Annotated in this window: 19 protein-coding genes, 1 tRNA gene and 1 riboswitch; of the genes, 4 read left to right on the plus strand and 16 right to left on the minus strand. The window is 58.1% G+C overall.

Annotated features, from left to right (window positions below; all coding sequences use genetic code 11):
• The first annotated feature begins 431 nt into the window (after positions 1 to 431).
• Entirely contained in the window at positions 432 to 566 is a 135-nt protein-coding gene (locus tag Q1A59_RS18170; protein WP_366144821.1) for a XamI family restriction endonuclease, read from the plus strand.
• Between the two features lie 43 nt (positions 567 to 609).
• Here the strand turns inward: Q1A59_RS18170 and Q1A59_RS10745 are convergent, their stop codons facing one another.
• The 6 genes from Q1A59_RS10745 to Q1A59_RS10770 form a co-directional block, all read right to left on the minus strand.
• Positions 610 to 1,374, minus strand: a complete 765-nt coding sequence (locus Q1A59_RS10745; RefSeq protein WP_298403142.1) for an ABC transporter ATP-binding protein — start codon at positions 1,372 to 1,374, stop codon at positions 610 to 612.
• Positions 1,375 to 1,421: 47 nt separating this feature from the next.
• Positions 1,422 to 2,414, minus strand: coding sequence for an ABC transporter substrate-binding protein (locus Q1A59_RS10750; RefSeq protein ID WP_298403144.1), 993 nt, complete (start codon positions 2,412 to 2,414; stop codon positions 1,422 to 1,424).
• Positions 2,414 to 3,232: an ABC transporter permease gene (locus Q1A59_RS10755; RefSeq protein ID WP_298403147.1), complete on the minus strand. Its 819-nt coding sequence runs from the start codon at positions 3,230 to 3,232 to the stop codon at positions 2,414 to 2,416. The genes Q1A59_RS10750 and Q1A59_RS10755 overlap by 1 nt, the downstream gene beginning before the upstream one ends.
• Entirely contained in the window at positions 3,225 to 3,518 is a 294-nt protein-coding gene (locus Q1A59_RS10760) for a thiamine-binding protein (protein ID WP_066788574.1), read from the minus strand. Before Q1A59_RS10760 ends, Q1A59_RS10755 begins: the two co-directional genes overlap by 8 nt.
• A 60-nt stretch (positions 3,519 to 3,578) precedes the next feature.
• Positions 3,579 to 3,694, minus strand: a riboswitch (TPP riboswitch).
• A 140-nt stretch (positions 3,695 to 3,834) separates the two neighbouring features.
• Positions 3,835 to 3,909 (minus strand) — tRNA-Ile (locus Q1A59_RS10765).
• Between the two features lie 36 nt (positions 3,910 to 3,945).
• A complete protein-coding gene (locus Q1A59_RS10770; RefSeq protein ID WP_298403317.1) occupies positions 3,946 to 4,797 on the minus strand; it encodes a class I SAM-dependent methyltransferase in 852 nt (283 codons plus the stop codon).
• Positions 4,798 to 4,854: 57 nt separating this feature from the next.
• Between Q1A59_RS10770 and Q1A59_RS10775 the strand changes: the two genes are divergently transcribed.
• The gene (locus Q1A59_RS10775; RefSeq protein WP_298403154.1) at positions 4,855 to 5,292 is read left to right on the plus strand and encodes a phage holin family protein; all 438 of its coding nucleotides are present in this window, start codon (positions 4,855 to 4,857) and stop codon (positions 5,290 to 5,292) included.
• A 42-nt stretch (positions 5,293 to 5,334) separates the two neighbouring features.
• On the opposite strand, the gene Q1A59_RS10780 is transcribed toward Q1A59_RS10775, so the two are convergent.
• The 6 genes from Q1A59_RS10780 to Q1A59_RS10805 all read right to left on the minus strand — a co-directional run bounded on the left by Q1A59_RS10780 (position 5,335) and on the right by Q1A59_RS10805 (position 12,745).
• Positions 5,335 to 7,113, minus strand: coding sequence for a hypothetical protein (locus Q1A59_RS10780; protein WP_298403157.1), 1,779 nt, complete (start codon positions 7,111 to 7,113; stop codon positions 5,335 to 5,337).
• A 14-nt stretch (positions 7,114 to 7,127) separates the two neighbouring features.
• A complete protein-coding gene (locus Q1A59_RS10785) occupies positions 7,128 to 8,027 on the minus strand; it encodes a sortase (protein ID WP_299644964.1) in 900 nt (299 codons plus the stop codon).
• 247 nt (positions 8,028 to 8,274) lie between these two features.
• Positions 8,275 to 9,417 (minus strand): pyridoxal phosphate-dependent aminotransferase, encoded by a 1,143-nt coding sequence (locus Q1A59_RS10790; RefSeq protein WP_298403164.1) that lies wholly within the window; start codon positions 9,415 to 9,417, stop codon positions 8,275 to 8,277.
• Positions 9,418 to 9,423: 6 nt separating this feature from the next.
• On the minus strand, positions 9,424 to 10,449 hold the full coding sequence (locus Q1A59_RS10795; RefSeq protein ID WP_298403167.1) for an LLM class F420-dependent oxidoreductase: 1,026 nt from the start codon (positions 10,447 to 10,449) through the stop codon (positions 9,424 to 9,426).
• 464 nt (positions 10,450 to 10,913) lie between these two features.
• Entirely contained in the window at positions 10,914 to 11,528 is a 615-nt protein-coding gene (locus Q1A59_RS10800; RefSeq protein WP_298403169.1) for an HAS-barrel domain-containing protein, read from the minus strand.
• 5 nt (positions 11,529 to 11,533) lie between these two features.
• A complete protein-coding gene (locus Q1A59_RS10805; protein WP_299644965.1) occupies positions 11,534 to 12,745 on the minus strand; it encodes a DNA double-strand break repair nuclease NurA in 1,212 nt (403 codons plus the stop codon).
• A gap of 261 nt (positions 12,746 to 13,006) precedes the next feature.
• Here Q1A59_RS10805 and Q1A59_RS10810 point away from each other — a divergent pair, with 261 nt between their 5' ends.
• Entirely contained in the window at positions 13,007 to 14,323 is a 1,317-nt protein-coding gene (locus tag Q1A59_RS10810; protein WP_299644966.1) for a folylpolyglutamate synthase/dihydrofolate synthase family protein, read from the plus strand.
• Positions 14,324 to 14,375: 52 nt separating this feature from the next.
• Here the strand turns inward: Q1A59_RS10810 and Q1A59_RS10815 are convergent, their stop codons facing one another.
• The 4 genes from Q1A59_RS10815 to hflX all read right to left on the minus strand — a co-directional run bounded on the left by Q1A59_RS10815 (position 14,376) and on the right by hflX (position 18,460).
• Positions 14,376 to 15,164: an ABC transporter permease gene (locus Q1A59_RS10815; protein WP_299644967.1), complete on the minus strand. Its 789-nt coding sequence runs from the start codon at positions 15,162 to 15,164 to the stop codon at positions 14,376 to 14,378.
• A gap of 119 nt (positions 15,165 to 15,283) precedes the next feature.
• Complete coding sequence (locus tag Q1A59_RS10820; protein ID WP_298403176.1) at positions 15,284 to 15,571, minus strand: hypothetical protein; 288 nt, start codon at positions 15,569 to 15,571, stop codon at positions 15,284 to 15,286.
• A gap of 13 nt (positions 15,572 to 15,584) precedes the next feature.
• Complete coding sequence (locus tag Q1A59_RS10825) at positions 15,585 to 16,952, minus strand: hypothetical protein (protein WP_299644968.1); 1,368 nt, start codon at positions 16,950 to 16,952, stop codon at positions 15,585 to 15,587.
• A gap of 173 nt (positions 16,953 to 17,125) precedes the next feature.
• A complete protein-coding gene (gene hflX / locus Q1A59_RS10830; protein ID WP_367280897.1) occupies positions 17,126 to 18,460 on the minus strand; it encodes a GTPase HflX in 1,335 nt (444 codons plus the stop codon).
• Positions 18,461 to 18,717: 257 nt separating this feature from the next.
• Between hflX and Q1A59_RS10835 the strand changes: the two genes are divergently transcribed.
• A complete protein-coding gene (locus Q1A59_RS10835; protein WP_298403182.1) occupies positions 18,718 to 18,888 on the plus strand; it encodes a hypothetical protein in 171 nt (56 codons plus the stop codon).
• The last annotated feature ends 9 nt before the right edge of the window (positions 18,889 to 18,897 follow it).

Consider the following 18,897-nt stretch of genomic DNA (forward strand, 5'->3'; position numbering starts at 1 on the left):
TGTAGGCTTCTATTGCTATCACGCTTACTAGAAGATGATACACCTCAATCTCGACAAGCCTCAGCGATGGAAGCAAGACATTGAGCAATCAATATTTCAATCGCTGGTTCATCACATTTGCTCCAGAGACGTTCCGAGCAGCGCGTGAAGGCACTATTACGCCCTCAACAAACATTGCAGATTTGCGCTTAATCACGCCAAGCGAACCCTATTATTCGTAACGAGCAAGAGCGTCGCCAACCTTCGTTTGATAGCAACATTTCGCGAACAGCATTGATATACCAAACAATCAGTAGCTAGCACCATGCTGATCTCGACAATGCGCGCCAGTACATACGCTGTTCGATTGAACATCACTGGATAGATCAACATTCCACATAGATGTCGTTATGCAAACCAAGAATGCGCTCCCTTAACAAATTCCCATTTTTATTGAAGCGAAGCTAGCCGGTGATTTCGTTAACCTAAGCAAGCGCCGGAAAGAAGCAGCCAATAAGATGCAACATATACGAGCAGCGTGTGGTGACAACATCCGGTACGTATTATTTCTGGCCGGAAGTGACTAGGGAAGAAGTAGTACAGGTAACATTGTGGTGAACCGCTCCTACCTCACCCCCGCTCGTCATTCATCAACACCTGCTGCAACTGCCGTTTAAGGCGGGCAAAGGCTGGGTCGGTGACGAGGGTGTACGAGCGCGGGCGAGGCAGCGCAACGCGCAGCTCAAGCGCGATGCGGGCCGGGCGCGGGGTGAGGACGTAGATGCGGTCGGCAAGGATGATGGCCTCGTCGATGTCGTGGGTGACGAGCAAAACCGTGCGGTCGAGCCGATCCCACAGGGCGAGCAGCCACTGTTGCAACTGGGCACGGGTGAGGGCATCGAGCGCGCCGAAGGGTTCGTCGAGCAGCATGATCGGGCGGTGCCAGAGGACGGTGCGCAGAAAGGCGGCGCGCTGGCGCATGCCACCCGACAGCAGGGCTGGGCGGGCATCACCCCAGCCTTGCAAGCCAAAATCGGCCAGCAGCGCGTGCGCTTCGCGGCGGGCCGCCGCCACATCGCCGCCATGCACCACCGTCGCCAGCACCGCGTTCTCGATCACCGATAACCACGGGAGCAGGGCGTCGCGTTGCGGCATATAAGCCACCTGCCCGCGCCGGCCCGTCACATCCACACCGTCGATACGCACGGCACCGGCATCGGGTCGTTCAAGGCCGGCAATGATGTTAAACAGGGTCGTCTTGCCGCTGCCGCTCGGCCCAATTACGGCGACAAACTCCCCCGCCGCGACCTGCATGCTCAGCCGGTCGAGCACCAGCATCGGCCCGGCGGGAGAGGTGAACGTTTTGCTGATGGAGTGTAGTTCGAGGGTTGGCATTGCGTTAGTTACCGAAGGGAGACAGCGGCGCTGTGTCCATACGGCGGTTACGGCAAGAAATCGTTAGTAAAGGCCTTTTCCGGCTCGATCATGCGCGCAATAAGGTTGCGTTCGGCCATCCATTGGGCGTAGGTGCGCCAAACCGCAAGCTTCTGCTCACCCCAACGCGGCGCTTCGGCCTGATATTGGCCGGCCAAATATTGCTGGCTGCGCCGCACCAGCTCGGCGTCGAGTTCGGGCGCAGCCTTAAGAAGGATATCGGCAGCTTCGGCGGGCTGCTCGATGGCAAAGCGATACCCGGCGCTCGTTGCGGCGAGGAACCGTCGCACCAGATCAGGCCTCTCGGCGATCAGCTTTTCACTTGTAATTATGACCGGCGTATAGTAGTCGGGGATGCACTGCACATCGTTCATCATCACAATATTGAGCGGCACACCGCGCACCTCAGCTTCAATGCCGGTCCAACCTTTGAAAATCCAGACAAAATCAACTTCATCGCGTTCGGTGGCGACAAAAAAGTCGGAACTACCGATGTCAACAAACTTCACCTGATCAAACTGTTCACCGGCCCCAACACATTCAAGCAAACCACGGATAACCGCTTCTTCGACAGGGGAGCCAAACGCACCATACTTCTTGCCAATGAAATCGCGCGGGCTGGTGATGCCCTCTTCGGCGCGGCTGGCAAAGCCACTGGTGTTGTGCTGAATAATTGCAGCAATCGAGACAATTGGCACTCCCTCCACACGGGCTTGGGTGACACCTTCTTGATACGAAATGCCAAAATCAAGCCGGCCAGCAGCCACCAACTGCTCGACCGTGCCGCCCTCTTGCGCACCGAGAATCTCGACAGCGAGACCTTGCTGCGCGTAGTAGCCTTTATCTTGGGCCACATAGAGACCGGTATGATTGGTATTCGGCGTCCAATCTAATCCAACGCGCACGTTGGTTAAAGGAGTCTGAGGGGAAGACGGTGTTGCAGTCCCACTACCACACGCAGTCAGCACCATCATCAGGGTAAATAACAACCATCTGCGCATTAGCGTTCTCCCTTCCAAAACACGATCCAGCGTTCAAGCAGGCTAACCAAGGTGAAGAGAACAATCGTTAGTAACGATGTCACCAGTGCGGCGACAAAGACTTGATCAGTACGGAAGGCACGCAGCGAGCGTGCAATATAGACGCCCAAACCGGCGCTGGCGCCGATCCATTCGGCTAACACGGCACCGATCACACTGTAGGTAATCGCAACCTTAATCCCGGTGAAGATAGCCGGCAAAGCAGCGCGCAACCGCAACAGGCGGAGCAGTTGCCAATAGTTGGCCCCCATTGCCTCAAGCAGACGACGCTGGTCGCGATCGGCCCCTTGCAGACCGTCGATGGTATTGACCACAATCGGAAAAAAGGTAATTAGCGCCACCACCAGCACCTTGGGCAAGAGACCAAACCCGAACCCGACGACCAGCAGGGGTGCAATCGCCACGATTGGCACCGTCTGCGACGTAACCAGCAGCGGATAGATAGCGCGGCGCAGGAGCGGTGAGGCATCGAGTGCCACGCCTAACCCAAATCCAGCTACCAGTGCCAGTGTAAAGCCGGGGATCGTTACCGTGAGCGTGGCTATGGTATGCTCGGCTAACACCGGCAGACTTGTCACCAAAGTGGTAGCAATGCGGGATGGTGATGGCAACAGCCATGCCGGAACGGCCCAATACCAGACCAGCCCTTCCCAGAGCAGCAGCAAACTGATGACGAGCAAAGCTGGCGGGCCATATTCAACCAAGCCGGTGCGCCACGATAGGCGGGTGGGAGCAGTGACCGGTGTCGTGTGGATTGGTGCCGAAACCTCTTCACTCATACTTCGCCAGCTTCTCGGCAATTGACGAACCATTCGGATCGTAATCTATCTTGATTAGGGTAAAGACCCGGCTGGCGCCAGCGGCCAGCACCGCCTCTTGCGCCCGCTTAATGACCGCCATAATCGCATCGTAATCACCTTCGATCGTTGTCTCCATGGGGCAAACGCGGTAGGTCAAACCACTCTCGGCCACTACCGCGATCGCCGCATCAACGGCAGCGTAGGTCGTCGCTTTATCGGGCAACCCACCGGGCAAGACCTCGAAACTGACGGTGACAGCGGGCATACCATCCTCCTTGTTGCGCCAACAATAAAAACCGCCACTCCAGCGATGGGGAGCGACGGTACCATGACCAGAAAGCCTTCCCTCCGCTGGCATAACCCAGATCAGGTTCAAAGGGTCAACGGCATCAATCGGGCCGCAATCTCAGCCGGGCTCACCCGGCTCCCCTGGCTGCGCAGATGCGCTTGATTCAGTTGTGTTAAGAATGATAGAAGGAAGCGGGCCGGCTGTCAAGCGCCGGAGGTATAGATAGCTACAAAGAGGCAGATAGGTGGTAGAGCAATCTTACAGCAAACGACCGGCGTATACCGGTCGCGCTTGGTGGGCCGCCTCGGATTCGAACCGAGAACCTGTCGGTTATGAGCCGATTGCTCTGCCGTTGAGCTAGCGGCCCGTCTCGCCCTATTATAGCGAGAGGGAGGGGTTGGCGTCAACCAGTTGGCCGCTGGCCAACGACCAGCAACATTGAACGGGTAGGAGGAATCGCAGCAGTAAGCGCAAAAAAGAGCGCTTTACCAAGCACTCGATGGGGTGCGCTAAGCAAGCGACTCGCTTCAAGACCAACTCGCTCCCACGGTGCTTCATACCGCTTGCACACAATCCGAAAACCGGCTTGTTCGACCAACCACGTCAATTCACCCATTGTGTAGGTGCGGCTGTGGGTGGTATAACGCGCCTCGCCTTCGAGCAGCATCTGGTGGCGAAACTCTTCAGGTGTACTGAGACTCTGCCAAAGCAGCATGCGCAGAATTGCGCGGGCACGGCTTTTGAGGTAGAGTTCGTTAGGCGTGGTAATCAACAACCGGCCACCGGGCCGCAAAACGCGGTAAAACTCGCGTAAGATCGGCAACGGCGAATAGACCATATGCTCGATCACTTCGGAAAAGACCACCCAATCAAAGCCAGCATCGGGGTACGGCACCGGTTCGCGTTCGAGATTGACCTGCCGCACTTCAACGCCTAGCCGATCCCAAAGTGCCTTGCGGGTAAAGGGATCAAGGTCAGCGCCACTGACCTTGAATCCAGCTTCAACCAATAGCTCAGTAAACTGGCCGGGCGTTACCCCCACTTCAAGCACACGAGCGCCGTTGGCCGGCCCCATCGCACGTAGCATTGCCGCAAAGCGGTAGCGATGTAGGCGAAAGTAGGCTTCTTTACCATCGGCCCGTGCGCTCTGGGCAACGCGGTCAAACAAGGCAGATTCTTCAACTTTGGTCATGGTTTGTTCGTCAATCATCATAGCGGTTGCCGCCCACAGCAACGCCGCGCCGTATAGTATCATACTCACGACAGATCGGCGAGTCGGGTGTTAACCCACTCGACTGGAAGGAGCGTAACAATGTATCCATCCTCACCTCCCACCACTCCACAGCGCAGTGAACTGAGCCGCCTCTTTTTGCGCTGGCTCATCTACTCGCTAGCGATCTTTGCCGCAGTGTGGATTGTGCCGGGGATCGAGTTTACCGGGCCGGGCTGGCAAATCGGGATTGTCGCTTTGCTGTTCGGGCTGCTAAACGCGCTCTTGCGGCCACTGCTCTATTTTCTCACCTGCCCACTGGTCATTCTGACGCTGGGTCTGTTCGGGCTAGTGATCAACGCCCTTTTGTTGGGGCTAACCTCGGCATTGGCCGATCAACTCGGCATTCATTTCGTGGTTAATGGTTTCTGGCCGGCCTTTTTTGGCGGCATGGTGATTTCCATCGTTAGCACGGCGCTGCAATATCTAGCCGGCGACGTGCAGTTTCGGATCGTGGTTGAACGCCGGCCAAGGAATTAATCGTAGAGACGTTGCAATGCAACGTCTCTACAGTTTTACGCCTCAAATCCGCTCGCGGGCACGGTGAAGCCGAACAGTGCGGGTGAGCAGCGTTGCGCCGAGCAACAACACGCCAAGGAAAGGTATACCGGCGCTCGTGTTGGGTAACGGCGCTTGCCCGCCACTCTGGCCGCCGGCAGCCGGCGGCGTGGGCGTGACGGTAGCCGTGGGTGAAGTGCCGCCACCGATCACGGCGCCAGCAGTTGCGGTTGGGCTAGAGGACGCTGCTGTGGCGATAGCAGTTGCTGTCACCCCCACTGTAGCCGTCGCAGTTGGACTCGTCACTGGCGCAAGTGTCGCGGTCGCCGTGACCACCTGCTGCTCGCCAACCACCAACACGGTGCTGATATTCGAGAATACGGGCCGGCTCAAGCCGCTATAACTCGCCTGCGCCTGCACCACTAACAACGTCCCGGCAGTAACGTTGGGACGGATACGGGTCGCAATCGTGATTTGCACACGCTCACCGGGGGCAAGATCGGGCGCAGTGTACGTCACTGTTTGGCTGCTAATTACCGGATCGGCCCCACGGCTCGCGTTTGCACTCAGTACTTGCAGGTTCGAGGGCAGTACACTCCGTAGGTTCACCGCACTGATCGTCTGCTCAGGATGTGTATTCCCTAACACTACTGTAAAGACCACATCTTGGCCAGCGTAAGCGCTGCCCCAATCGCTAGACAGGCGGAGCAGCAAATCACCTTCGCTAAACACAGCCGGAGCTGGTTGTTCGGTTGGAGTCGGTGTTATTTCCGGCAGCGAGGTTGCTGTTGGCGAAGCCGGAGGCCTTGGTCGCGGCGTTGCAGGCGGACGTGGCGCAACCGTCACCACTGGCGCCGGTGGTGGTGGCTCAGTTGGCAAGACTGACGGCGAGGTTGGTACGGTTGGCGCTGGTGGTGACGTTGGCGCTGGAGGTTCAGTAGGACGCGGCGCCGGCGGCGAGGTTGGCCTTGGCGCTGGTGGTGACGTTGGCCGCGATGTTGCGACCGGTGTTACCACTTGGGTTGGAATTGGTGTATTGGTTGTTATTGGCGTCACGGTTGGTGATGTTGGAGTTGGTGTTATGGTAACGACGGTGGTCGGGGTTTCTGGGGTTGATGTAACCGCCGGAGCAGTTGGTACTGGTTCTCCGGCGACAGTTACATTTACGACATTCGAGGTGGCAATAGTAAGACTCCCCTGTTCAAGGACTGCCTGATTGGGAATCAGCGTTCCTATGCTTGTTGTTGGGCGAACACGCACTTGCAACGTCACCGATGCCGGATTAAGCGTACTCACCGTGAGTGTGCAGAGCACAGTTTGGCCGGGGAAGCAGGTGCCTGATATCGCCGATACTTCCAACAACTCCAATTGAGAATCCAACACGTCACGCAGGGTAACGGTCAACAGACCCGCACTCTGCGTCGTCACCGCTAAACTGTAACTAAACGTTTGGCCGGGAGCGACATTAGCCAACGATGCAAACTTAGTCACGCGAGTTGTGGCCGGTGTTGGCGACGGCGTCACCGTCTCGACCGTCGGCGTCACCGTTACCGGCGTTGGTGAGTTTACGGGGGTAAAGGTTGGCGGGCGCTGCTCGAGGCTAGCTGCCGTTTCGGTTACAGCCATCAAACCCTGCGCTGGCGCAATCGGCGGGCGCAGCCAATTGAGCGCTTCCAAGGTAAGCGGTACCACAATCATCAAAACGCTCACCGCAATCGCCATGAGTTCCCAAATCGTCCACGGCGCCGGAGCGCGGCCACGATCGGGTGGCAGATTGGCGGAGCGCGAAGGTTTCGGCGGCATAGAGCCTCCTCGTCTCACCTGATCGGACGCGAGTCAATCAGATCGGCGACAACGATCAGGCGTTGCGTATCCCAGTTGGTGCAAGTAATCAGCGTGAGTACAGGTGAAGACGTCGGATCCATCACCTCGACTTGGGTCGGCCAGACATTGCGCGTTTCACGCACACGGTAGCGGTAGAGCCAGCCACCTGCTTCTAATAATATCTCATCACCCGCTTTAAGCGCCGGCAGATCACGAAACACGGCACCGCGAAGGCCAGCGTGACCAGACAAAACCGTATTGCCCACCGTGCCCGGCAGTGCGGTACCATGGTGGTAGCCGGCGGCATATTCAGCTACCTGCCAAGCGCCATCAACCACAAAGACCTCGTAGATCGACGTATCGAGCTGGATGCTGGGGATGCGCAACCGCTGCGGACGCGGATCGGTTTCTGGCAAGGGCTGTACTCGCGGTTGGGGAGCCGTATAATCGGGCGGCTCGACCGCCATTTCCGGCGCCGTAAACGGCAAAGCCGGCAGATGAGGCGCAGCCGCAGGAGGCGCAACTGGCCCCGGTGACTGCAACGGCTGGGCTGAAACGGCAACCGGCGGCTGCGCTTGGCCCCGCCAAGCCCGCCACCAATCGCGCCCATAGCCATCGATTAGCCAGTAGGCGAAGACGGTGATCATTGCTACAAAGAGAGTGATTTCGGCAATGAGCAACGCACGATCAATCCACGTGCGCCGCAAGAAACCACGGAGGGCTTGCTCGCGATGCGCCGCGCGGGAACGCAGTTGCGCTGGACGCAACGGGTCGCGCCGGCCCGGCAGGTCGTACAGAAGCAACTCTTGCAGCAAATCGTGGTCGCTTACACGCTGCACCGGTGGCGGTGACGACCGGGGTGTGGCGGAGCGGCGCTGCGGAAGTGTGGTCATCGTTGTAACGTTTCTGATGCCAAGCGTGAACGGTGTATCTGCGCGAGCAGGCACACGCTGCTCTAACGCAAGCAACCTGCTTTCATCTGGAGGAACGAGCGAATCCGCATTTTTTGCGCTCTATAGTCAACCAACTTGCTTGCCGATTGCAAGAATTATACACGACGATTGAGCGCTCTGCAATAGTCTGGCCGATAGAATGAGCCATGCGCAGCGATCATTCCCCATGAAGTGTAAAATAAAGCGCTTACGCAAGCGCGGCACAGAGCCGTTCGATCCCGGCAGCAAATGTTGCCGGCTCGGTGAGAGCCGAAATCATGATGTGGCAGCCGGGTACCTCACCGTAGAAGTAGCCGGGATGGACAAACACCCCTTGTTCGAGCAGGTAGAGCACCAGCGCCTCCTCATCGTCCCAGCCGCTGATGGATGGGAAGAGATAATAGCCGCCAGCGGGCGGGCGGGCATGGATGCACGGATGATCGGCGAATTGGTGCAGGGCAAAGGAGATATTCGACCGCACACGAGACACCATCGCCGCCACAAAGGGGGCGCCCTCTGCAAACAGGGTTGGCAACAGAAACTGGCTGAGTGCATTCGCGCCCAGCAGCGTATCGTTGAGCAATTCGAGCCGGGGCGCGAAGGCGCGCGCCGGACGATTAAGCGCAATCCAGCCTAATTTGAGGTCGGGCAACGCAAAGAGTTTAGAAATCCCGTTGAGGGTGAAGACCGGCAGATCGGGATGAAGCGCAGCTAGCGGCGGGGTTGCCGGTACGGTGTAGGTGAAGGGAGCAAACACCTCATCGCAGATGACCGGAATGCCGAGCAAATCGAGCGTTGCCAAGGGGCGATCAACGATTGCACCGGTCGGGTTGTGCGGCGAGACGATCAAGATGGCGCGCGTGCGCTCATCGGCGGCGCGACGGAGCGAGCGAGCATTGATCCGCCAATCGCGCTCTTCGTCAAGCTGGTAACTGCGCAGTTCAAGATTACGCAGGGCAGCGAGGTACTCAAACAGCGGATAGGTGACGTTGGGCACAAGCAGATTGTCACCGGGATCGGCGAGCAAGGCGAAGAGCAGGCTGTAGGCTTCGCTGGTGCTAGCTGTGAGAAAGATATCATCGGGTGTCACAACCAACGGCGGCGAACGGCGAGCATAATAGGCGGCAACCATCTCACGCGCCGCCAAATCGCCGCGCGGATCGGGCCGATAGCGGCGGCTAGGCCAGTAGGCGGCTGCGGCGGTCGCCAACACCTCTGGCGGGAAGAGCAAGCCTTGCGCGGTAGGGTTGCTGCTGGTCAAATCAATCAGATCGCCCCGGGCAGCGCGCGCCTGCCGGGCCTGTTCGAGCCGGTTGGGGGTGAGATCGAGCTGGGCAAAGACGCCGGCCATCGTTGTTCACCCGTTAAGCGAGCTGGTGAGATGGCGCCAGAAGGCATCACGTTCGCCGGGCACAAATGGCATATAGAGCGCAACCCGGTCGAGCAGACCTTCGTACCGTTCACGCAACGCTGCCGGCAAATCAGCCGGATCGGCCTCGACGGCGAAGGTGGCTAGCATCGTCTCATCGATCAGGCCGGGCATGTCGGCCCACCGCTGCTGCGCCGCCAAGCGCGACAACTCTTCGCCTACCTCTCCCCAACCATGGCAGGCCAGCACCGCGCGATAGGTCGGCGTCGAGGCATAAAACGCGATTTGCTGGCGGGCAAAGGCCCGCATCCGTTCACGTTCGGCCCGATCATTGCCGGTAATGACCAGCGCGCTACCGGCAATCGCACACGCCGCCGGATCACGACCGGCTGTGGCAGCGCCTTCGGCAATCTGCGGACGCAGCACTTCGCGCAGATAGCGGGCGCTGTTGAGCGGGTGGGCGTGAAAGCCGTCGCACACTTCGCCAGCCAGATGGGCCAGACCGGTATTGACACCGGCGATGTAGATGGGAATATTGGGATGGGCAATTGGGCCGGGACTAAAGAAGGGCGTCATCAGGGTATGTTGGTAATACTGGCCACGATAATCGAGTTTGCCGCCGGTCTGCCAACATTGCCAAATCGCGCGCAGCGCACCGATATAGTCGCGCAACCGGCCTACCGGCGAATCCCACACACTGCTAAACCGGCGTTCGATATGGGCCTTGACTTGGGTGCCTAACCCCAACACGAAACGCCCGCCGCTAAAACCGGCCAGATCCCATGCGATCTGGGCCGTCACCATCGGGCTGCGCGGGAAGGCGATCGCCACCGCAGTACCAAGCGTAAGCTGGCGGGTATGTTCGGCGGCAATTGCCAAGGCGAGAAACGGATTATGGGCCGTTTCCGGCGCCCAAAGCGCGGCAAACCCGATCGCTTCAGCGGCCTGCGCCACAGCGGCGGCATGTGGCAAGGGATTGGCGTCAACTTGAAAAGCGGCGTCGAGCAAGAGCATAGTGTTCTCCGTGACAGGGCGGTCTTTGAATGCGTATGATAGCAGATGTTAGGTCAAGAGGTGAGGGAATTGCGCCCAGCCCTTTAGGGCCGGGTTCCGAAACCCGCTGGGCAGGCGAGGGGTAGAGACCGAAAAGCGTCCCCATACGGCCCACCACGGAAGCGGGTTGTTGCCAATGTGGTGTCGGTTTGGAGCGCAGTCTTCCCTCGCCCACCTCACGACGGTCAAGGGAGCTACTGAGTAGACGGACAAGGCATTCTGAAGCGGAATGCAGCAGCACCCCCTCTTCCGCACCAGTAGCAGAGGGGTAGGGGTGCGGGCAAGGGTGGAGCCAACGATACGTTTGCGCAGCCTGCCGGCACAAGCTAGGCTTTACAACAGGTATGGAGTGCGGCAGTTACACCGCCGCACTCCATAGAGTAAGCACAAACAGACGGGGGGACTACTACCGTTGCGCTTGCGATTCACGGCTTAATCCGGTGCAACAGCGCCGTCAGCCGGTCATAATCCTCTTTGAGCAGCCGGGCCAGTTCACGGCCCACCCGCACCAGATAGGCCGGGCCATCGCGGCGGGCCAACGCAATCGCGCGGACAGACGCGGCCAACAGTTCATCCGACGGAACACCGGGAGCGAGCAAGACGATGCGCAGAAAATCGAGTTGCTCACCAAACTGCGCCAATTCCTGCGGCTCGCAGGGGTAGACCGAATAGTGAACTGGCGGAGGTTGGGGCGACAGGCGCTGGAGCAAACGGCCATCAAGCGCGTACCCGACAGTCAGCGCGGCAAACTCGGTTTGCAACACCTCGCCGAGATCGGGATGTTCGCGGTAGATTTGGTCATCATACAGATTACGCCCGCTGTAGGTACGGCCCCGCACAATCGCTCGCCCGCCCGGCTCACGACTGCCGGTGTGAATATCAAACACCAAACCATAGACCGCCAGCGCCTGATCGCGAGTAGTCGCCCGCACCAACGCGCCAAACGGCGGCGCGGCTAATAATTCGTAGGTAGCCGCAACAAAATGCGTCGTCGAAGACTCAATGATTTCACCGATCCGGCCATTTTGCGGCATCGTCATGATCGTCATCCCTGCACAAACTGCTTGCTCTCGCGCTTGGCCGAAACACCAGCCGGCGCTTCGGCGCGCTGGAGCGCACCGGAGACCATCTGCTCAAACACGCGCCGCTCGGCGCTGCGAATCACCGCTTGCTCGTGGGCGCGTTGCAAGGCAATCGGGTAGCCCTGCCCGCGCGCCGCTTGATCGTAGACCAACACATGCACTTGATCGACCCATTCCGGCTGACCGGCCACCCAACCGGGCAGCTCAATGCGGGCCAGCTCGCGCCCGACACGCAAGAAAAAGAAGTGAATTTGGTGATGTTCGTAGCCTTCAACACTGATCCGGCTCAGTGAACGAAAGATCGGGCTACGTTGGCCTTCGCGCAAACGAGGGGCAAAGATGTCGGCGTCAATCAAATCTTGGCAAACCATGCACGACGGCATCCGCCCTTGTTTCGCATCACTACACTGTGCGCAATTGGCCCCGCGTTGCGCATGGACATTCACATCAGGACAGAACATCAACCGCACTAATCCCATCACCTCCGGCGAACGGCTGCGGCTGATGTACGACGCGACCGGGATCGCGTGTTGGCGCATTCGTTCGAGGTAGGTCAAATATTGCCGTAAAAAGTGATCACGCACTTGAGCATCAGCATTCGCCAGCGCCCACCGGATGAGCGTACCATCTTGCAGTGCCAACCGGGGAATTGCCGGGTCGGTCAGCGAGCCGATGGCCAACTCGCCTAGCGCCACCCCCTCTTCGACATCGCGCCGCACGCTGAGCAACGCGCCTTCGATCAGAATGCGGCGGGTATCATTATGAAAAAATAGGTCTGTTTCGGCAAAATAGAGCTTTGGGGATGACTCAAGCCGCGCTTCCGGCTGCGCGCCGTAGCGAATGTAGACTTTTCCGATGTTGATCAGATAACAACTCACCTCGCCATGGCGATCGACATCGATATGCGAGCCATCGGTCGCGGCGATGGCGTAATCGGTGGGGATGGGGGGCAGATCTCGCACCGTATCCAACGGCTCAACCGGCGCCGCCAGCAGCCAGTTTGCTGATGCCTCGCTAAGCTTGACCGCAGCAGCCCAATGTTCCTCACGGCCAATCTCATGCAGATACCGCTCGCATACCTCGGCGACCCGCACATCGCGTTGGCGCGCCTCACGCGCGACGGTCTGGCTCATCTGTCGTACTTGTTCGCCGAGTGCAGCGAGATTGAGGCTCATAGCTGCTCCTTCGCTCACCTGTTCGTATTGGTTAGCATAGCCGATTTGAAGTGGGCTGTCAATCGAATGGCGAAATTACGAATAGGGTACCGGCAACCTGTGCCGGTCAGGGCGACTTTGAAACTCGCCCTGACCGTTGCTCGTCATGTAAGGCATATGCTGTATGGGCAGATGGCGTAGAAATGGTATCATACACCAACAACAGACACCTCCTGCGCCACCTATTCCCGATAGGGTGCAGTCTTGCGAGAAGATGCTGCTATGCCCATTACTACCTATCAAACTGCACTCGACTACATCTACAGTTTTATCGACCCCACCCGACAGGGTTCGCCTGACCCGGCGATTGCCGCGCGCGCACTGACCCGGATTACAGCGTTATTGGAAGATGCCGGCAATCCGCACCACCACTTGCGTGCCGTGGTAGTAGCCGGCACGAAAGGCAAAGGCAGCACCTGCGCAATGATCGAAGCGATGGCTCGTGCTGCCGGGTTGAAGGTAGGATTGTGGACATCGCCACACCTTAGCTCGTACCGCGAACGGATTCAGATTGATCGCGAGCCGATCAGCCAACAGACACTGATGAAGCTAGTCAATGCGGTGCAACCGCTGGTAGAGGAGTTTGACGTAGCGACCTATGGCCGCCCCAGCACGTTCGACATTGGTTTTGTGATTGCTATGCGTCACTTTGTCGCCAAGCAGGTCGATCTCGCGGTGGTGGAGGTGGGGTTGGGCGGACGCTATGACGCAGCAGCGACGATCACGCCGCTGGTAGCGGTGATCTCGTCGATTAGTTATGACCACATGGCGATACTAGGGCCAACGTTGCGCGACATTGCCTACAACAAAGCCGGCATTATCCGCGCCGGCCAACCGGCGATTACGGTACCGCAGCGTGCAGAAGCGGCGCAAGTAATTGCTGCTGAGGCGCAAGCTGTTGGCGCGCCGCTCTGGTTAGCCGCTGAAACCGCCGTTGAACCGTGGATCGGCGCCGGATTGCCGCTGACCTATCCAGCGCCGCCGCAGCCAACTAAGCTGCGCGGTGCATTTCAACGCGAAAATGCGCGGTTAGCGATGGGTACAGCATTGCTACTACGCGGGCAAGGCATTGCAATCAGTGATGAGGCGATTCGGCGTGGGTTAGCCGAGGCGTGGTGGCCGGGCCGGTTTGAGTTGATCGATGGCTCGCCGCGCATTTTGATCGACGGTGCCCATAACGGCGATTCGGCAGAAAAGCTCTGGCAGGCGATTACGCAAGCGATACCACACCGCCGAATGATCCTCGTCCTCGGCACTTCCCGCGATAAAGACATCGCCGCAATTGCTGCTGCACTTGCGCCCCACGCGGCGCAGATCATCATTACCCGTTCCAGTCATCCGAAAGCGATGGATCTCGACCGCATCGCGGCAGAGGTAGAACCATGGACGACGGCGCCAGTGCAGATTGCCCCAGTAGTGGCTAATGCTGTCGACGTTGCCCGTACTTTGGCCGGCCCTGATGATTTGATCTGCATTACCGGCTCACTGTTCGTGGCCGGCGCAGCACGTGAGGCGTTGGGCTTGGCGGTAGCCGACTAGGCTGTTCCTCTTTGTGTCCTTTTTGTGTCCTTGCGCCGTTGCGGTGATGCCATTACGACGACGCGCTGGTATACGAACGCAACCCAACTCGCCAAAACGCCCGCGCTGCTAGCAACAACACCCCGGCAATCACCGGCGCCAGCGCAAGGTACATCGGTTCGAGCAGCCCGATCAGGGCTGCGGCTGGAAAGGTGGTTAAGAAAGCAATAGGGATAACAAAGGTGAGTACCAACCGGATTGCGGGGCTGTAGGCGGTGACCGGAAAACGGCCGGTCTCGTAGATGGCAGTCAGCAGCTCAGTAACGTTCTCGACCCGAACGAGCCAGAAGGCCGTCGTTGCCAACAGCATCCAAATTGCGTAGGCCGTCACGATGCCGCAAACTAGCAGAAAGAAAAAGGTTAAGAGCTGGATCGGAGTAGGCCATATCTGTCCCAACCAGAGGCCGTAACCGATCAAGCCAAACCCAACTAGCAGATCAGGTAGCACAAGCAGATTAACATGGCGCAGCGAAGCCATAAACTGGCTGTCAACCGGCTTGACCAGCACAAAATCGAGTGTCCCTTTCTGAATGTGCTCAACGATGCGGGTGATATTCGGGCGCATAATACTATCGATCAAGCCCTCGAAGATGCGAAAGAGACCGACAACCAACAAGGCCTGTGGCAGCGTCCAGCCACCGAGGGTGCCGGTAAACTGGAAGAAGACCAGTGTACCGAGTACTCCCCACAAGAGCCAAAGGCCGCTCTGCAAGAGAGCGGTTAGAAAGTTGACCCGATATTCCAGTGCCAACTGCAGGCTGTTGTGAACAAAAAGTGCGAATAGGCGTAGATAACGAAGCATAGGTTTAGCAACAAGATATCGCAAAGACGCTTATTTCAGCATACCACAGAACCCAACAGGGGATACCTTCTGGCATCCCCTGCGACAGATACAACCGCTCGCAGTAAACTGGCCTGAGCTTACCGCTGCACTAGCGGTACGAAGAGACGCGCCGTGTTGCTCACGCCACCCCAGAAGCCTCCCGCCAAGGTATAACCGCCGCCACTGAGCACACCGCCATCGGGTTGACCAATCGTACCGCCGAGCGTATAACCGCCCCCTGTGCTGAACGTGGCGCCGCCGCTATCAATGGTGCTCCACGTCAAGTCATACCCGGCACCAGCTTGAGCGTGGGCAAGCGGCGTCACACTTACTGTCGGCACACTAGCCAGTGCCAGTAGTACAAGCATTACGTAGATCAAGCGCATGATACCCTCCTAGTCATTGAGTGCTAACTTCCACTGTTCGCACCGTTACCACCCAAGCAGTATTTAGGGGGCTACTTGCGACCAAGAATCGCAGCGTATCAGTTGGATCATCAGCGAGTACGAACACAATCGATGTACCCATAGTAAGTGTACTACTCCCTAAACTTTCGAGGGGGGTGACACCAACTAAACTCGTTGTACCGCCGACATTGGCAATCACGCCGCTCAAGCGAAAACCCGCAGACTCGCCATCAGTCTGCCGACCAACAATCAAAGCCTCAAAGACGACGGTGCGATTGTTGGAGATCGTGATCCGCTCTGTGCCGCCATTGAGAAAGAGTTCAACTGATGAAGAGCTTCCGGTTACGTTGCGCAAGACATAGATTGAGGTTTGCGCATCGCCGGGTACCGCAAAAGAGCCTGATGCATACGCCATCTGGCCGTAATTAGTGGCTACCGCGTGCGAACCGCCGGGAACGGTGGCAAAGACGCCGCTGGCAGTGTTTTGACCGCCGCCACCAACTGTAGCATGAGAACTGCTTGTGGCATTCTGGTTACCGCCACCGATAGTAGATCCATCACCACTAGCGTTATTGCCAATACCGCCACCAATAGTACTATATGAACCAGCAGCAGAATTGCCATTTCCGCCGCCAATGGTGGCGCCTCCACCACTGGCCACACTGTAGCCGCCGCCAGCAATCGTAGCGCCGTCACCACTAGCCGTATTGCTAACTCCCCCGCCAACCGTTGCATACGATTTGTCACTAGTTGTGCCAGCATCGTCACCAGCCCGATTGTTGTAGCCACCACTGACAACACCGTAATTATCGGTCACGCGGTTGGGGAAAGCATTGTCGCCACCGCCGCCGATAGCTGCGCCGATCACGTTACTGGTGATATTATTACCGCTGAAGCCGCCAATCAGGTTAGGGCTAGTAGGGTTGGGCTGCGTCCACAACCCCGGCAACGCCAGTGCATACGGCGCTGGGGTAAGTGGTTGACGTGGGGTGAGCGGTGTGTAGCTACCGCTTCCCGCCGGACACCGCACGCTAATCGCGAGCCAGCGCGCATCACCGTTGAATGCACTCACACCAAAATCGAGTGCGACGGTAAACACGCCGTTGGTAACCGTGACATTGGTCTTGGTTTGCGTGCTGCCAATCTGGGTTCCGGCGGCAGCGTCATCGTACAACTTGAACTCAAGGTCACAGGTGCCATTCACCGCCCCGCTACTATTGGTCAACCGACCTTGGTAGGTGAATGCAGTTCCTAGCACCGCTTGCAATCCCGGTGTACCGCTTTGGGCAGCTGTGCGCGAGAGTCCCAACGTAGTAACTAAAAGAACGATCGTTGCGAGCAAAATGACCGTGTGCTTCATACAGACGCTCCTTGTATGCGACGAATAGCAACAACAGAGCAGCGATATATACCAACGGTTTAGATGCGTGCTCTGCTATGCAGCCATCGTAGCAAACGAGCGTCCTCAAAACGTCCTCGGCAAAAAAAGCACAGGGACGCAGTGTAGCTGCGCCCCTGCTGTGCCCCAAAGGATTACGCGCGGGCAAAACGGGTAAATTGCGCGGCCAACGCCGGTGGCAACCGGCCAACAATATGCGCACCGTTGCTATCAAATTCTTCGACCTCGATCACACCCCGTTGGCGCCAGAGGGCCACGAGATCGTTGCGCTGATAAGGGATCAGCGCCTCCACCCGCACCATTCGCTTGGCCAGCGTCTCGACAATCCGCTCGCCGAGCATCTGCAAGCCCCAACCTTGTTGGGCCGAGACGGCCACAATATCGCCGGGCAGCCCCATTTCAGCCGCAATTTGCCCAATCCCCTCGGCAGTCGCACCTGTGAGCAGGTCAATTTTGTTGAGCACGGTCAGAATCGGCTTTTGATCGACCCCTAGCTCGCGTAGGGTTTGCTCAACGGTTTGAGCGTGCTCTTGCGCGTTACGGTGGGTGACATCAACCACGTGCAACAGCAGGTCAGCCTCTTCGATCTCTTCAAGCGTAGCGCGGAAGGCCGCAACTAGCTTGGGAGGCAGCTTCTGGATAAATCCGACAGTGTCAGTCATCAACGCGACAATATTGCCGGGCAACAACACCTGCCGGGTGGTCGGGTCGAGGGTGGCAAACAGCTTGTCTTCGGCCAACACCTCGGCGCCGGTCATGGCATTGAGCAGCGTACTCTTGCCAGCGTTGGTATAGCCAACCAGCGCGATAATTGGCACACCGCTCTGGCGGCGGCGCTGGCGGTACAGCTCGCGGTGACGGTGAACGTCGGCCAGTTGCTCTTTCAGCCATGCAATCCGGCGCTCGATCAAGCGGCGGTCAATTTCAAGCTGCGTCTCACCGGGGCCACGTAGACCAACCACGCCACCCGCTGAAGTACCGCCACCTATGCCGGCCTGCCGTTCGAGGTGCGTCCATTGCCGGCGCAAACGGGGCAGCAGGTATTGGTATTGGGCTAGTTCGACCTGCAAGCGCCCTTCGTGAGTACGGGCATGACGGGCAAAGATATCGAGGATCAGACCGGTGCGGTCGATCACCTGCGTCTGCAACTCCTCTTCAAGATTGCGAGTCTGGGCCGGACTCAGTTCATCATCGAAGACGATCAGATCGGCTTGTGTCTGCTCGCGCAGAGCAGCAACTTCCTTGACCTTACCGGGGCCAATGAAAAACTTGGGTAAAGGTTCAGGCAGGCGCTGAAAGATACGACCTACCACTTCAAGGTCGGCTGTCTTAGCGAGAAGGGCCAACTCGTCGAGCGAGTCTTCAACCGGCCATGGGCTGTGCGTACTCGCAATTTCTGCCCCAACAAGCAGCGCGCGTCGGCGGGGTACAGCGGTCGGATAGAGCCGTTTGCCATCGTGAGTACGAATCTCGTTAATAGTTGTCTCCTTTGACTAAACGTGCATATGCTTCACCATTGCCTATATTGTAGCACTGCCTGCTGGTCGCTTCAAGCTGTTGGTGGGACAGTGGTCGAGCCACAACCGGCAGTGATTGTTATTTTTTCGCACAATCTCTAGTGTCTATTATACACTACGATTGATGGAAAGCAAAGGTTGCACCTTTGTTTTCATCCGGCGCGAGACAGCGTCGTCGGAGCGTCGCTCAATGATAGAGGAGGTTAGTTATGTATAGCACGTGGCTCGAGTTGACGGCTGCCGAGGTGCATCAGCGCGATCTCATCCGCGATGCCGAACACGAACGGCTGGTGCGCGAAGCGCGTCGCCTCCGCCGCGAACAATCGTGGTGGTACCGGTTGTGGAAGTTATTGACTAACGTCCAACTGGTCAAGAAATAGAACTGCGTC

The sequence above is a fragment of the uncultured Chloroflexus sp. genome, assembly GCF_937951745.1.
Taxonomy (GTDB): domain Bacteria; phylum Chloroflexota; class Chloroflexia; order Chloroflexales; family Chloroflexaceae; genus Chloroflexus.

Bases quoted from the DNA above. Each gene is read 5' to 3' on its own strand.
- Q1A59_RS10745 (WP_298403142.1), bottom strand. From the start codon at position 1,374: ATGCCAACCCTCGAACTACACTCCATCAGCAAAACGTTCACCTCTCCC.
- Q1A59_RS10750 (WP_298403144.1), bottom strand. From the start codon at position 2,414: ATGCGCAGATGGTTGTTATTTACCCTGATGATGGTGCTGACTGCGTGT.
- Q1A59_RS10755 (WP_298403147.1), bottom strand. From the start codon at position 3,232: ATGAGTGAAGAGGTTTCGGCACCAATCCACACGACACCGGTCACTGCT.
- Q1A59_RS10760 (WP_066788574.1), bottom strand. From the start codon at position 3,518: ATGCCCGCTGTCACCGTCAGTTTCGAGGTCTTGCCCGGTGGGTTGCCC.
- Q1A59_RS10770 (WP_298403317.1), bottom strand. From the start codon at position 4,797: ATGATACTATACGGCGCGGCGTTGCTGTGGGCGGCAACCGCTATGATG.
- Q1A59_RS10775 (WP_298403154.1), top strand. From the start codon at position 4,855: ATGTATCCATCCTCACCTCCCACCACTCCACAGCGCAGTGAACTGAGC.
- Q1A59_RS10780 (WP_298403157.1), bottom strand. From the start codon at position 7,113: ATGCCGCCGAAACCTTCGCGCTCCGCCAATCTGCCACCCGATCGTGGC.
- Q1A59_RS10785 (WP_299644964.1), bottom strand. From the start codon at position 8,027: ATGACCACACTTCCGCAGCGCCGCTCCGCCACACCCCGGTCGTCACCG.
- Q1A59_RS10790 (WP_298403164.1), bottom strand. From the start codon at position 9,417: ATGGCCGGCGTCTTTGCCCAGCTCGATCTCACCCCCAACCGGCTCGAA.
- Q1A59_RS10795 (WP_298403167.1), bottom strand. From the start codon at position 10,449: ATGCTCTTGCTCGACGCCGCTTTTCAAGTTGACGCCAATCCCTTGCCA.
- Q1A59_RS10800 (WP_298403169.1), bottom strand. From the start codon at position 11,528: ATGACGATGCCGCAAAATGGCCGGATCGGTGAAATCATTGAGTCTTCG.
- Q1A59_RS10805 (WP_299644965.1), bottom strand. From the start codon at position 12,745: ATGAGCCTCAATCTCGCTGCACTCGGCGAACAAGTACGACAGATGAGC.
- Q1A59_RS10810 (WP_299644966.1), top strand. From the start codon at position 13,007: ATGCCCATTACTACCTATCAAACTGCACTCGACTACATCTACAGTTTT.
- Q1A59_RS10815 (WP_299644967.1), bottom strand. From the start codon at position 15,164: ATGCTTCGTTATCTACGCCTATTCGCACTTTTTGTTCACAACAGCCTG.
- Q1A59_RS10820 (WP_298403176.1), bottom strand. From the start codon at position 15,571: ATGCGCTTGATCTACGTAATGCTTGTACTACTGGCACTGGCTAGTGTG.
- Q1A59_RS10825 (WP_299644968.1), bottom strand. From the start codon at position 16,952: ATGAAGCACACGGTCATTTTGCTCGCAACGATCGTTCTTTTAGTTACT.
- Q1A59_RS10835 (WP_298403182.1), top strand. From the start codon at position 18,718: ATGTATAGCACGTGGCTCGAGTTGACGGCTGCCGAGGTGCATCAGCGC.